This window comes from Variovorax sp. AB1(2024), from assembly GCF_037482385.2.
Classification (GTDB): Bacteria; Pseudomonadota; Gammaproteobacteria; order Burkholderiales; family Burkholderiaceae_C; genus Variovorax.
In genome coordinates, this window is the sequence record NZ_JBBHKP020000001.1 from 1,135,461 (window position 1) to 1,148,967 (window position 13,507).

Here is a 13,507-nt window from a genome sequence, read left to right on the forward strand (position 1 = left end):
GGCGTAGCGACACGAAGTGCGCGAAGCCTGGGGGTGAGCTACTGATGGATGCGCGGCTGCTGGATTACTACAACCGCGAGCTCACCTACATGCACGAGCTCGGGGCCGAGTTCGCGCAGCGCTATCCCAAGATCGCGGGCCGCCTGGGCATGCGCGGCATCGAGGTCAGCGATCCGTACGTCGAGCGCCTGCTCGAAGGCTTCAGCTTTCTCACCGCGCGCATCCAGCTCAAGATGGACGCGGAATTTCCGCGCTTCTCGCAGCGGCTGCTGGAGGTGGTGTACCCCAACTTCCTCGCGCCGCTGCCCGCGATGGCCGTGGTGCAGATCGACGGCAACCTCAACGAAGGCTCGCTGAAGGCCGGCTACGAGCTGCCGCGCCACACCATCCTGCGCGGGCGCATGATCAAGGGCGAGCAGACGGCTTGCGAGTTCCGCACCGGCCACGCCGTCACGCTGTGGCCCGTGCGCGTGGCCGAGGCCGGCATCGGCCCGGTGCCGGCGGAAATCGCTCATGCCATGCCGGCGGTTGCGCGCCAGGCGAAGAGCGCGCTCACCATCCGGCTCGAAGCGGTGGGCGGCGCGCGCTTCTCCGAGATGCCGCTGGAGCGGCTCGAGTTCTTCCTGTCGGGCGCCGAGCTGCATGCGCTGCGCGTGCTCGAACTCGTGGCGCACCATGCCGTGGGCACCGTATGCCGCAGCGGCCCGGGCAGCACCGCGCGCATCGTGCCGCTCGGCGACGATGCCATCCGCCACGAAGGCTTCGCGCCCGACCAGGCGCTGCTGCCCTACGACGCGCGCTCGTTCCAGGGCTACCGCCTGCTGCACGAGTACTTCGCCTTCCCCGACCGCTACCTGTTCTTCAGCGTCAACAAGCTGCGCGCGGCGGCACAGGCCATGGGCGGCAACACGATGGAAATCGTGATCCTGCTCGACCGCGCCGATGCCGACCTCGAGCGGCTGGTCGATGCCAGGCACTTCTCGCTGTTCTGCACGCCGATCATCAACCTCGTGCCGCGCCGCAGCGACCGCATTCCGGTCGGGCCTGGCCAGCACGAGCACCATGCGGTCATCGACCGCACGCGGCCGCGCGACTTCGAGATCTTCACCGTCGAGCGCGTGACCGGCCACATGGCCAACGGATCGGAAGAGCGCGAGTTCCGGCCCTTCCTGGGTTCGTTCGCGGCGGACGACGGCGACTTCGGCGCCTACTTCTCGCTGCGCCGCGAGCCGCGCCTGGTGTCGGACCGCGCCCGCGCACAGGGCACGCGCACCAGCTACACCGGCAGCGAGGTGTACGTGTCGCTGGTCGACCAGCATGACGCGCCGTTCCCGCACAGCCTGCGCCACATCACGCTCGACGCGCTGTGCACCAACCGCGACCTGCCGCTGCTGCTGCCGACCGGGCTGGAGTCCGATTTCACGCTGCGCGTGTCGGCGCCGGTGCGCTCGATACGCATCCTGCGCGGGCCGTCGCGACCCTATCCGGCGTTGGCCGAGGGCGCGCTCACCTGGCGGCTCATCAGCCATCTCGGCCTCAACTACCTGAGCCTGACCGACGTCGACGCGACGCAGGGTGCAGCCGCGCTGCGCGAGATGCTCGACCTTTATGGCAACCTGGCCGATCCGGCCGTGCGCCGGCAGATCCAGGGCGTGCGTTCGATGGCGCTGGCGCCGGTCTTCCGCCGCCTGCCCGAACCGGGGCCGATCGTGTTCGGGCGCGGCGTGGAGATCGCGCTGAAGATCGACGAGGTCGCGTTCTCCGGCGCGAGCCCGTACCTGTTCGGCGCGGTGCTGGAGCAGTTCTTCAGCCGCCACGTGTCGCTCAATGCATTCACCGAGTTCGCGCTGTCCAGCCTGCAGCGCGGAGAAATCGCGCGCTGGACCCCGCGCATCGGACGCCGCCCCGCCGTATGAGCGAAGAGGGCTTCACCGACGACGTGGGGGCCTTGCCGGTGCGGGACGGCGAGGCCGGGCAGGACTCGACCGATGTCTGCTACAGCGTCCCGCAGCCCCTGCAAGCCACGCCGGTGTCGCGCGGCCTGCCCGAGGCCGACCCCGAGCTCTGGGCGCAGCTGGTAGACCAGCCTTTCGGGCACGACCTGTTCATGCTGCTGCGCCGGCTCGATGCGCGCAGCGACCATCCGCTGCTTGGCCGCGCGCCGCGCCCCATCGACGAGCCGCTGCGCCTGGGGCAGGAACCCTCGATGGCTTTCGCGCCGTCGAACGTGGCGGGCGTCGATGCATCGCAGGACGGTCCGCCGCGCATCTCGATCTACGGCTTCGGCCTGTTCGGTCCCAACGGCCCGCTGCCGCTGCACATGACCGAGTACGCGCGCGAGCGCAAGCGCCACCATGCCGACGACACGCTGAGCGCGTTCGCCGACCTGTTCCATCACCGGCTCATCCTGCTGTTCTACCGGGCCTGGGCCGACGCGCAGTCGGTCAACAGCCTCGACCGCCCCGACGGCCACCGCTTCGTCGACTACGTCGCCAGCCTCATGAACATGGGGCAGCCGGGCCTCAAGGGGCGTGACCGCATCGCCGACCATGCGCGCACGTTCATGGCCGGCCACCTCGTGCGCCAGACGCGCAACCCCGAGGGCCTGATCCAGATCCTGCGGCTGTACTTCGACGTGCCCGTGCGCATCGAGGAATTCGTGAGCGACTGGGTGCGCATCGACGAGCGCCAGCTCAGCACGCTCGGCCACTCGGGCCGCAACCACAGGCTGGGCGGCGGCGCCACTGTCGGCATCGCGGTGCGCGATGCGCAGAGCAAGTTCCGCGTCGAGCTCGGCCCGCTGTCGCACCAGGAGTTCCAGGAGCTTCTGCCCGGCACCAGGCGCCTGCAGCAGGTGGTCGACTGGGTACGCCAGTACGTGGGCATCGAATTCGCGTGGGAGCTTCGGCTCCTGCTGCGCAAGCAGGACGCCCGCGGCATGCAGCTCGGCGGCGGGCAGCAACTCGGCTGGGGCAGCTGGCTCGGCACGCGCCTCCAGGACACCGACGCGGGCGACATGGTGTTCCAGCCCGAGGCATTGTTTTCCCGTTCCGCATCGGCGGCTCCCTCCGACTCAAGTTCATGACAGATATCCGACGCGTCTCGCTTTTCTCCAAGCTCAACCCGATGCTCTACAAGGCATTGGAAACCGCCACCGCCTTCGCCAAGCTGCGCGGCAACGCCTATGTCGAGCTGGTGCACTGGCTGCACCAGATACTGCAGCTGCAGGACAGCGACATGCTGCGCATCATCAAGCGCGCGGGCCTGAACCTCGACGCGGTCGAGAACGACCTGGTGCGCGCGCTCGACCGGCTGCCGCACGGCGCCACCTCGATCAGCGACATCTCGGAGCACGTCGACAACGCGGTCGAGCGCGCGTGGGTGTATGCGAGCCTGCGCTTCGAGGCCACATCCATCCGCGGCGCCTACCTGCTCGCGGGCATCATCAAGACGCCGGGGCTGCGGCAGGTGCTCTCGGGCATTTCGCGCGAATTCGACAAGATCGTGCCCGACGTGCTGGTGGCGCAACTCGCGGCGTGGACCGAAGGTTCGCCCGAAGACGACTACGACGCGGCCGCCGCGCAAGGCGTGCCGGCCGTGGCTTCGGCGAATGCGCACCAGGGCGATGGCGCGCAGGCCGGCGGCTCCGCGCTGGCCAAGTACGCGAGCGACCTCACGGCCAAGGCCCGCGCGGGCGAGCTAGATCCGGTGTACGGCCGCGACGACGAGATCCGCCAGATCATCGACATCCTCATGCGTCGGCGCCAGAACAATCCGCTGCTGACCGGCGAGGCCGGCGTCGGCAAGACGGCGGTGGTCGAGGGACTGGCCTCTCGCCTCGCGGCCGGCGACGTGCCGCCTTCGCTGAAGGACGTGTCGCTGTGGGTGCTCGACCCCACGCTGCTGCAGGCGGGCGCGGGCGTGAAGGGCGAGTTCGAGCAGCGGCTGCGGCAGGTGATCGACGAGGTCGAGAAGAGCCCGAAGCCCATCGTGCTGTTCGTCGACGAAGTGCACACGCTGGTGGGCGCGGGCGGCACCGCCGGCACCGGCGACGCGGCCAACCTGCTCAAGCCGGCGCTCGCGCGCGGGCGGCTGCGCACCATCGGCGCGACCACCTGGTCGGAGTACAAGAAATACATCGAGAAAGACCCGGCGCTCACGCGGCGCTTCCAGACCATCCAGGTGCACGAGCCGACCGAGCCGAAGGCGGTGGTGATGCTGCGCGGCATCTCGGCCGAGCTCGAGAAGCACCACGGCGTGCTCATCCTCGACGCCGCGCTCGAGGCGGCCGTGAGCCTGTCGCACCGCTACATCCCGGCGCGCCAGCTGCCCGACAAGGCGGTGAGCCTGCTCGACACGGCATGCGCGCGGGTGGCGCTGAGCCAGCATGCGCTGCCGGCCGCCATCGAAGACCTGCAACGCCGCATCGAGGTGCTGGGCATCGAGTCGGGCATTGCGGGGCGCGAGGCGGCCATCGGCGTGGGCGAGCACCAGCGCGTGGAAGACATCGCGGCGGAGGTGGCGGCGGCACAGGCCGAGCTTGCGCTGCTGGAGACGCGGCGCGTGGAAGAAAGTGCGTTGGTCGAGCGCATCGTGGCGCTGCGCAAGCAACTCTCGCCCGCGGCGGTGCCGGCGCAGGCCGACGACGCCCCGGGAGATGCCCAGGAAGATGCGCAGACGTCGGATGCCGAGCCCGCGATGACCGCGCAGGAGATCCGCGCCGAACTTGCCCAGGCGCAAGACAGGCTCGTGCAGCTGCAGGGCGAGTCGCCGCTCATTCTTGCGGCGGTCGATGCCCAGGCCATCGCCACCGTGGTGGCCGACTGGACCGGCATTCCCATCGGCCGCATGGTGCGCGACGACGCGCAGTCGGTGCTCAAGCTCGGCGAGATTCTCTCGGCCCGCGTGGTCGCGCAGCCCGATGCGCTGGAGACCATCTCGCGGCGCATCCGCACGGCGCGCGCGCGGCTGGACAACCCCAACAAGCCCGTCGGCGTGTTCCTGCTGTGCGGCCCCTCGGGCGTGGGCAAGACCGAGACCGCGTTGGCATTGTCGGAGGCGCTCTACGGCGGCGAGCAGAACCTCGTCACCATCAACATGAGCGAGTTCCAGGAGTCGCACACCGTCTCCACGCTCAAGGGCGCGCCTCCGGGCTACGTGGGCTACGGCGAAGGCGGCGTGCTCACCGAGGCCGTGCGGCGCAGGCCCTACAGCGTGGTGCTGCTCGACGAGATCGAGAAGGCGCACACCGACGTGCACGAGATCTTCTTCCAGGTGTTCGACAAGGGATGGATGGAAGACGGCGAAGGCCGGCACATCGACTTTCGCAACACCGTGATCATCATGACCTCCAACGTCGGCACCGACCTGGTCATGCAATTGTGCGAAGACCCCGCCCTGCGGCCCGACCCCGAGCCGCTGGCCGCCGCGCTGCGCGAGCCGCTGCTGAAGGTGTTCGCGCCCGCGCTGCTCGGCCGCCTGGTTGTAGTGCCTTATTACCCGTTGCACGCGGAAGCATTGCATCGCATCATCCGGCTTCAGCTCGATCGCATCGCTGCGCGCCTGCAGGCGAACCACGGCATTGCATTGGCCTACGACGACAGCGCGGTCGAACTGGTCGCAAGGCGCTGCACGGCCATTGAGTCGGGTGGCCGGATGATCGACGCGATCCTCACGCACACGATCCTCCCGCGGCTGAGCGAGGAAGTCATCGGCGCCACGGTCAGTGCGCGCAAGCTCGCCGCCGTGCGGCTGGGCGCGGCGGGAGACGACTTCCACTACGAATTTTCCGAACACTGAGCGAAGAAAGGGAGCACCGCATGGCCAGAGTCGTCACCGCACACACGCCGCTTCCACCGGACCAGTTGCTGTTCCGTTCGATGCACGGCAAGGAAGCGCTGTCGGAGCTCTTCGAGTTCGAAGTCGACCTGCTGAGCCCCAACACATCCGTCGACATGAAGGCGGTGCTCGGCAAGCCGCTCACGCTCGAGATCGTCACCATCGACGGGACGCCGCGCTATCTCAACGGGCAGATCACGCGCTTCACGATGATCGGGCGCGAAGAGAGTTCGTCGCGCTATGTGGTGTACCGGGCGCTCGTGCGGCCGTGGCTCTGGTACCTCACGCGCACCAGCGACTGCAAGATCTTCCAGAACAAGTCGGTGGTCGACATCCTGGACGAAGTGCTCGGCGAGTACGGGTTCGCGTTCGAGAAGAAGCTCAGCGCCACCTACCGCCAGCGCGACTATTCGGTGCAGTACCAGGAGACCGACTTCGCCTTCGTGAGCCGGCTGATGGAACACGAAGGCATCTACTACTACTTCAGGCACGACGAGAACCAGCACACGCTGGTTCTGGCCGACGACATGGGTGCGCACGACACGCTGCCGGGCTATCCGCGCATCGGCTACCTCGCCAGCGATCGCGCGGGCGAGACGGGCCGCGAAGTCATCGACCAGTGGGAGGTGACCGAGGAGATTCGCCCGGGCACCTACGTGGTCGACGACTTCGACTTCAAGAAGCCCAAGGCCGACCTGCTCAACACGCGCAGCCAGCCGCGCGAGAATGACCACGGCCGCTACGAGATGTACGAGTGGCTCGGCGGCTACAGCGACGCGGGGCAGGGCGAGCACTACGCGCGCATCCGGCTCGAGGAAGCGCAGGCGCAGGCCGAAGTCGACACCGGCCACTGCAACGTGCGCGGCATGGCGCCCGGCTACCGCTTCGACATGCAGAACGCGCCGCGTGACGAGGACAACAAGGAATACCTGATCGTCTCGGTCACGTACAACCTGCGCGAGGGCGGCTATGCGACGGGCAGTCCCGACGGTTTCTACAGCTTCGACTTTGACGTGCAGCCCACGTCGTTTCCGTTCCGTGCGCCGCGCGTCACGCGGATGCCGACCACGCATGGCCCGCAGACCGCGACGGTCGTGGGCCCGCCCGGTGAAGACATCTGGATCGACAAGTACGGCCGCGTGAAGGTGCAGTTCCGCTGGGACCGCTACGGCCAGCGCAACGAGGACAGCTCATGCTGGGTGCGTGTGTCCAGCGCGTGGGCCGGTTCGAACTTCGGCGCGGTGAACCACCCGCGCGTGGGGCAGGAAGTGATCGTCGATTTCATCGCCGGTTGCCCCGACCGGCCGATCATCATCGGCCGTGTCTACAACGCCGACCAGATGCCGCCGCTCGAACTGCCGGCCAAGGCGACGGTCAGCGGCTTCATCAGCCGCACCATCAAGGGCGACGGCGAGCTCGCCAACCATTTCGTGATCGACGACGACCCCGGCAGCGAGTCGATCAAGATGCACGCGCAGAAGGACTTCAGCCTCAGCGTGGAGAACAACGAAACCCACACCGTGGACGGCACGCGCGACACGCTGATCGAGGGCGCGGACACCTACACGACCAACACATCGCTCGACGAGACGGTCAACGGGCCGCACACGCTGACGGTGAACAAGGGCGGGCCGCAGACGATCACCGTCAACGGCGGCAACCAGTTCATCAAGGTGGATGGCGGCGACCAGCAGATCGACGTCATCGGCAACCAGACCATCCATGTCACCGGCAAGCGCAAGGACACGGTCGACAGCGGTGAAGAGCGGATCATCGGTACCTCGCTCAAGGAAGACATCGCCGGTCCCCAGACCACCAAGGTGGTCGGCCTGTACACCGAGGAAACCAAGGGCAAGAAGGTGACGGTCGACGGCGACGAGGACTATCTCGTCAAAGGCGCGCAGAAGGTGCATGCGACCACCTCGCTGAAGGCGACGACCGATGGCCCCATGAACCTGGAGAGCACCGCGGCGGACATCACGGTCAAGTCGCCGACCAAGATCGTGCTGGATGCGCCCCATGTCGAGGACAAGTCGGCCAAGAAGGTGACCTTCACGGACTGGGGCATTGCCTTCAAGGGCTTCAACATGGGGATCAACGGGATCAACGTGAGCCTCAACGGCACTTCCCTGTTCGTGAACGGCCTGGTGACCAGCATTGCCGGGCTGAACCTGGGGTTCAATGCCTACTCGCTCACGGGCGCCATCAACAAGTTCGACGTGTATTCCTCCAGCGGTGCGATGGGCCTGTTCACCACCACCCAGACGGTTTTCACGGCGGACAACAGGGCGATGAAGATCGACTTGTCGCAGATCAAGGTGAACCCCAGGGGAATCACCGTCTATCTCTGAAACCGGGGCACGTGTTGGATCTTCTCGCCGTGTGGTTCACCAAGTACTGGTACCTGATCGTTCCCATCGCCGTCATCGCGCTGATCGTGTTCGTGCTGACCACGGTGGCCAAGCGCCATGTCACCCGCGTGATGAGCACACAGAGCACGGTCAACCGCCAGGTGATGGGCACCGATCGCGCCGAGCGGGTGCTTCGTACCGGCCAGCCGGCCGTGGGCGTGGTGCTCGAGAGCCATGACACCGCCACGCGGGTCGAGCGCATCTACATCCTCGTGCGGCTCAAGCTGCAGGTGCAGCCCGGGGATGGATCGCCCGCCTACGAGACCGAACTGGTCGCCCCGATCAGCCCGGTGAAGATTGCCGACTTCGCGCCGGGGCGCTCCGTGAAGCTGCGCTTCGACCCGGTCTCGCGCGAGATCGCCATCGACCAGCCGGTGCGCTGAAGCGGGTGCGATGCCGCCATGAAGACCATCAAGCCCTTCCGACTGAGCATCATCACGCGGCCCTTCCGACGGCAGCGGCGGGACTTCCTGGGCGTATCGGTCTTCGCCATGGCCAGCCTGGCGCCGGAGCCTTTGCTGATGCCCGACCAGGATCTCTGGAAGCTGGCGGCCGACGAGATCGGGCCGGGCAACGTGCTGGACATGGGCGTGCCGAAGATCGAGCCCGAGTGGCTGGTCAGCGGCTATGCGTACACGGCGCACCAGGACGACAAGACGCTGTGCGCGGCCCAGGCCGTCTTCCATGGCCAGGCCAAGTCGCTGCTGGTGAGCGGGGACCGCTACTGGCTCGACGGCCGGGCGACGGCCGCACAGCCGTTCGAGCGCCTGAAGCTCGATTGGGCACATGCCTATGGCGGACCGGGCGAGGCCGAAAACCCGGAAGGCATCGGCAGCTTCGATGAAGTGATCAACGGCGTCCGTACGCGCCGGCTTCCCAATGTCGAGTTGCCCGGCGCGCGCCAGGACACACCCGGGCGGCGCGTAGTGGCCGCTGGCTTCGGCGCGGTGCCCCCCGATCGGCCGCAGCGGCTCGGGCTGATGGGGCGCGCCTACGACCAGCAGTGGCTGAAGCACGACTACCCCGGTTTCGCCGATGACATGGACTGGCGCTACTTCAATGCCGCGCCCGCCGACCAGCGCCTGCCCGGCCAGAGCGAACTGCCGCCGGGCGCCGCCTACGAACTGTGGAACATGCACCCGCGGCAGCCGGTGATGCGCGGCCAGCTGCCCGATTGGCAGGCGCGCTGTTTCGCCAGCTTCCAGAAAGACGGCGGTGCGCTGTCGGAGATCGCGCTGCGCCTGAGCACGGCCTGGTTTTTTCCGCACGCCGAGCGGGTCATCCTGGTCTGGCACGGTGCATCGCCCATCGCGGAAGACGACGCTGCCGACGTCAAGCACATCATGCCCGCGCTCGAATTGCGCGGACAGCCGCGGCCGGTCGCCCACTACCAGCAGGTGCTGCAGCAGCGCATCGACCCAGCCAAGGCGGTGCTGGTCCTGCGCGACAGCGACCTGGTGCCCAAGGAGGTCATGGGGCCGTGGGCAGGCGAGCAGATGCCCGATATCGCCTCGCTCCCGATGGTGCGCAACCTGCGCGCGGGCCGTCAGCGCGAGCGCGAACGCCTGCGCGCCCGTCTGCTGGAACAGGGCCTGGATCCCGAACGCTATCTGCCGCCCCTGGCCGAGCCGGACCTGCAGCCACCGGCCTCCATCGACGATCTGCCCGATTTCGCCGAAAAAGCCGATCGGGCCTTCGAGCAGATGCGCCAGACGGCGCTCGCCCGCGGCGCCGAGGGCCGCGCCCAGGCCGTCGCGCAGGGCATGCCGGCTGCCGCCCATCCCGATGTCGACATCCCGCCGCTGTCGCAGATGGATCCGCGCGAGCTGTCCGGCGAGATCAAGGCGAGCATCGACAAGGCCATGGCCGAGGTGGCTTCGCGGACCGGCAAGCCTGTGCAGCGCCGATTCGACCCGGACAGCCTGCTGCGCGACCTCGCGCGCATGGAGGAAGACGCGGCGCGCGAGCGCCCGACACCCCGTACCGCCGAGGAAGCCGCCGAAAGCGCGCGGCTGCGCGAACAGGCCGGGCGCAGCGTGCGCCTGGGCCACCTCCATGGCGCGCACCTGCTCGAGCCGGCGCCGCCGGCCAGCAGCTTGCGCTCCAGGCGGCTGCGGCGGCGCCTCGAGGCCGCGGCCAGCGGCGAGCGTCGTTTCGCGGGCATGAACTTCGTCGGCGCCAATCTCTCGGGCATGGATCTGCGAGGCGCCGACTTCACCGGAGCGAACCTCGAAGACGTCGACTTCAGCGACGCGCGGCTCGATGGCTGCAACTTCACGCGCGCGGTGCTCGCGCGCGCGCGGCTGGTCCGGGCTTCGCTCACCGATGCGCGGCTGGACGAGGCCAACCTGGGTGGGGCGCAATGCGAAGGCGTGAACTTCACGGGCGCGAGCTTCGTGAACACGCGATGCAACAAGACCGTTTTTCGCTCCTGCGTGCTTGCGCGTGCCGCGTTCGACCAGGCCGACCTGTTTGAAAGCGAATGGGCGCGCTGCGATGCGCGCGGCTCCCGGTGGGAGCAGATGGCGATGGTCAAGCTGGCACTGGAAGACATCGCTTTCGACGACGCCGCGTTCAAGCAGGTGAGCTGGATCGAGTGCCGCTTCAAGGGGGCATCCTTCGTGCGAGCCTCGCTGGAGGCCTGTGCTTTCGTCACCGTCGATGCGCACGAGGGCGTCGACTTCACCGAGGCCAGCTTCGTCACCTGTTCCTTCGTGCATGGCTGCAGCCTGGTGCAGGCCGTGTTCCGCGCCGCTTCGCTGCGGCAGTGCGGCCTGCGCGGCGCCATATTGGTCGGCGCCGATCTCGCGGGGGCGCGGCTCGAAGGCTGCGACTTCTCCGAATGCGACCTGCGGCGCGCGCGGCTGGAGGCATTGCATGCCGGCGAGAGCCTGTTCATTCGCGCGGACCTGCGCGAGGCATCGCTGCGCGGTGCCAGCCTCATCGACGCCAATCTTTCGAAGGCCGATCTGCGCTTTGCCAGCCTGCAGGACGCCAATCTGTTCCGCGCCGACGTGTCGCAGGCCGCCATCGACGGCTCGACCACCTTCATCGGCGCCTACACCCAGGGCGCCAAGACCTTGCCCGCGAGAAAGACTGAGCCGGTTCGATGAAAGTCGAGGAACTTCTGGACAAGATCCGGCATGGCGAACCGGTGGTGGGGGCGAGTTTCGCGGGCCAGGATCTCGGCGGCATCGACTTGTCGGGCGCCCAGCTGGAGCGTGTCGACCTGAGCCGCGCGAATCTGCGCGGTGCCAGCCTCGACGACAGTGCGCTGACGCAATGCAATCTCGACCAGGCCGACCTGTCGGCCGCCAGCCTGAAGGGCGCGCGCGTGTTCCGGTGCCGGCTGGAGGCCGCGCAGCTCGGGCGCGTGTTCATGCAGGACACCAACTTCTTCGAATCCTCGCTGGGCCGCGCGGATTTCGGGAACGCGCAACTGGAGCGCGTGGCTTTCACCCGGTGCGAGCTCGGGCATGCTGTGCTGAAGCCGAGCATCTGCGATCAGATCGTCGTCACCGAATCAACGGTCGACCAGCTCGACTGCCGTGGGGCACGGCTGTTGCACCTGATGTTCTTCCGCATGGATCTGCGCACGGTGCAGTTCGCCCAGGCCCAATGCGACGGTTCGATCCTGATGGAGTGCAATCTCGAAGGTCAGCGCCTGCAGCACACGGCCTTCCTGCGCTGCCAGTTCACCGACAGCGCGATGGCGGCCGTCGATTTCAGCCGCGCCGTGCTCACGCAGAGCAACTTCAAGGGCGCCACGCTGACCAGGGCGAACTTCAGCGGCGCGGATGCCGCCCAGGCCATGTTCCCCGAGGCCGATCTGCGTGAAGCGAATTGCAGCGACGCCGTGTTCGATCAGTCGATCTGGGCCGACGCCAAGCTCGAGGGAGCCGATTTCAGCCGCTCGCGCCTGCCGCTGAGCGTGTTCCATCGCGCAAAGGCAGGCAATGCCAGCTTCCGCGAGGCGGACCTGCACGACGCCGATTTTTCATATGCCGATCTGCACGGCGCGGATCTGCGCGATGCGCGCTTTCTGCGCACCCGCTTTCATCGCGCAGAGCGCACGGGTGCGCGTTTCTCGGGCAGCGGCGGCATCGTCGAAAACGATCCGGAGCTGTTCAGGGCCCAGGAGATCCAGCATCCGGGCTGATGTCGCCAAGCCTGCACGTTCCACTGTTCATCCATCAAACAAGGAGATCTCCATGCCAGTCGTCTCACTGCGTAAAGCCTCGAAGCTGACGGCTCCGGTCCACTTCCAGGGGGTGGTCACCGCATTGCTGCCGGACGGGCGCGTCACTGTCGACGACGAGGACGGTGCCGCCTGGGTCTGCCGTCGCGCGGCCAGCTGCCTGCTCAAGCCCGCCAGCGGCGACACCGTGCTGGTGTCCGGTCCCGACAGCGCGCGTGCCTACCTGATCGCGGTGATCGAGCAGGCCGACGCGTCATCGAGCTGCATCGAGGCGGCGGGCGATGTCACCTTCGCGCCCAGCGGCAACGGCCGGGTGACCATCGCGAGCGCTTCGGAGCTCAGGCTTCGCTCGGAAAAACGCTTCGTGCTCAAGACGGAAGAGGGCGAGTGCGAAATCGGCGAACTGCGGCTGGTCACGCGCTCCGTGCAGGCGGCGGCCGGAAGCGTCCGGCTGGTCGGCAAGGTCTTCGAGACCGTGGCCGACCGCATCGTGCAAATGGCGCGCCAGACGCTGCGCCTGACGGATGAAGTCGACCAGGTGCGAGCCGGCCACATGGACTACAAGGCCGGCGAGACGGTGCGCATCCACGGCCACCACACGGTGGTCACCGGCCAGGAGCTGGTGAAAGTGGACGCGGCGCAGATCCACATGGGCTAGGCAAGGAGCTACCAGATGTTTGCCAACTGTCAGCTCATGGGGATGGACATGGCGTTCCCCGACGTCTGCAAGTCGCCGGTGCCCATTCCATACCCGAACATGGCATTGGGGCCGATGGCCATTCCCAATGCCTGGAACATCCTCTTCATGGCGATGCCGGCGCACAACATGGCTACCACCACGCCGATCACCCTGGGGGACCAGCCAGGGGTGCTGGGCGGGGTCGTGTCCCAGACGTTCATGCAGCAGTCGCGGCATGTGACGGGCGCATTCACGGTGCTTCTCAAGGGTACGCCGGCCACGCGGGTCACCAGCATCACGGTGCAGAACCGTTGCAACATCGTCGGCATGCGCGTCGTGCCGAGCCAGTTCAAGGTGCTGATGCTGGCGCCCTGAAGGCGC

At 67.7% G+C, this 13,507-nt stretch carries 9 protein-coding genes; all 9 read left to right on the forward strand.

The window, feature by feature from the left end; all coding sequences use genetic code 11:
* Positions 1-44 precede the first annotated feature (44 nt).
* Genes tssF through WIX39_RS05540 form a run of 9 tightly spaced genes read left to right on the forward strand, consistent with a single transcriptional unit; the run spans position 45 to position 13,501 of the window.
* Entirely contained in the window at positions 45-1,916 is a 1,872-nt protein-coding gene (gene tssF / locus WIX39_RS05500) for a type VI secretion system baseplate subunit TssF (RefSeq protein WP_081268114.1), read from the forward strand.
* Entirely contained in the window at positions 1,913-3,085 is a 1,173-nt protein-coding gene (gene tssG / locus WIX39_RS05505) for a type VI secretion system baseplate subunit TssG (protein ID WP_106936136.1), read from the forward strand. The genes tssF and tssG overlap by 4 nt, the downstream gene beginning before the upstream one ends.
* Entirely contained in the window at positions 3,082-5,799 is a 2,718-nt protein-coding gene (tssH, locus tag WIX39_RS05510) for a type VI secretion system ATPase TssH (protein WP_285411676.1), read from the forward strand. Before tssG ends, tssH begins: the two co-directional genes overlap by 4 nt.
* Positions 5,800-5,819: 20 nt before the next feature.
* Positions 5,820-8,189, forward strand: a complete 2,370-nt coding sequence (locus tag WIX39_RS05515) for a type VI secretion system Vgr family protein (RefSeq protein WP_409194626.1) — start codon at positions 5,820-5,822, stop codon at positions 8,187-8,189.
* An 11-nt stretch (positions 8,190-8,200) separates the two neighbouring features.
* Positions 8,201-8,632 carry a hypothetical protein gene (locus tag WIX39_RS05520; RefSeq protein ID WP_285411677.1) on the forward strand — a complete coding sequence of 144 codons (432 nt, stop codon included), beginning with the start codon at positions 8,201-8,203 and terminating at the stop codon, positions 8,630-8,632.
* Between the two features lie 18 nt (positions 8,633-8,650).
* Positions 8,651-11,362: a DUF2169 family type VI secretion system accessory protein gene (locus WIX39_RS05525; RefSeq protein ID WP_409194627.1), complete on the forward strand. Its 2,712-nt coding sequence runs from the start codon at positions 8,651-8,653 to the stop codon at positions 11,360-11,362.
* A complete protein-coding gene (locus WIX39_RS05530) occupies positions 11,359-12,408 on the forward strand; it encodes a pentapeptide repeat-containing protein (RefSeq protein ID WP_409194628.1) in 1,050 nt (349 codons plus the stop codon). Before WIX39_RS05525 ends, WIX39_RS05530 begins: the two co-directional genes overlap by 4 nt.
* A 52-nt stretch (positions 12,409-12,460) precedes the next feature.
* Positions 12,461-13,105 (forward strand): DUF3540 domain-containing protein, encoded by a 645-nt coding sequence (locus WIX39_RS05535; RefSeq protein WP_409194629.1) that lies wholly within the window; start codon positions 12,461-12,463, stop codon positions 13,103-13,105.
* Between the two features lie 15 nt (positions 13,106-13,120).
* Complete coding sequence (locus WIX39_RS05540; protein WP_106936129.1) at positions 13,121-13,501, forward strand: DUF4150 domain-containing protein; 381 nt, start codon at positions 13,121-13,123, stop codon at positions 13,499-13,501.
* Positions 13,502-13,507 lie beyond the last annotated feature (6 nt).

Excerpts from the sequence above, each read along its gene's own strand:
- tssF (WP_081268114.1), top strand. The coding sequence starts at position 45 with ATGGATGCGCGGCTGCTGGATTACTACAACCGCGAGCTCACCTACATG.
- tssG (WP_106936136.1), top strand. The coding sequence starts at position 1,913 with ATGAGCGAAGAGGGCTTCACCGACGACGTGGGGGCCTTGCCGGTGCGG.
- tssH (WP_285411676.1), top strand. The coding sequence starts at position 3,082 with ATGACAGATATCCGACGCGTCTCGCTTTTCTCCAAGCTCAACCCGATG.
- WIX39_RS05515 (WP_409194626.1), top strand. The coding sequence starts at position 5,820 with ATGGCCAGAGTCGTCACCGCACACACGCCGCTTCCACCGGACCAGTTG.
- WIX39_RS05525 (WP_409194627.1), top strand. The coding sequence starts at position 8,651 with ATGAAGACCATCAAGCCCTTCCGACTGAGCATCATCACGCGGCCCTTC.
- WIX39_RS05530 (WP_409194628.1), top strand. The coding sequence starts at position 11,359 with ATGAAAGTCGAGGAACTTCTGGACAAGATCCGGCATGGCGAACCGGTG.
- WIX39_RS05535 (WP_409194629.1), top strand. The coding sequence starts at position 12,461 with ATGCCAGTCGTCTCACTGCGTAAAGCCTCGAAGCTGACGGCTCCGGTC.
- WIX39_RS05540 (WP_106936129.1), top strand. The coding sequence starts at position 13,121 with ATGTTTGCCAACTGTCAGCTCATGGGGATGGACATGGCGTTCCCCGAC.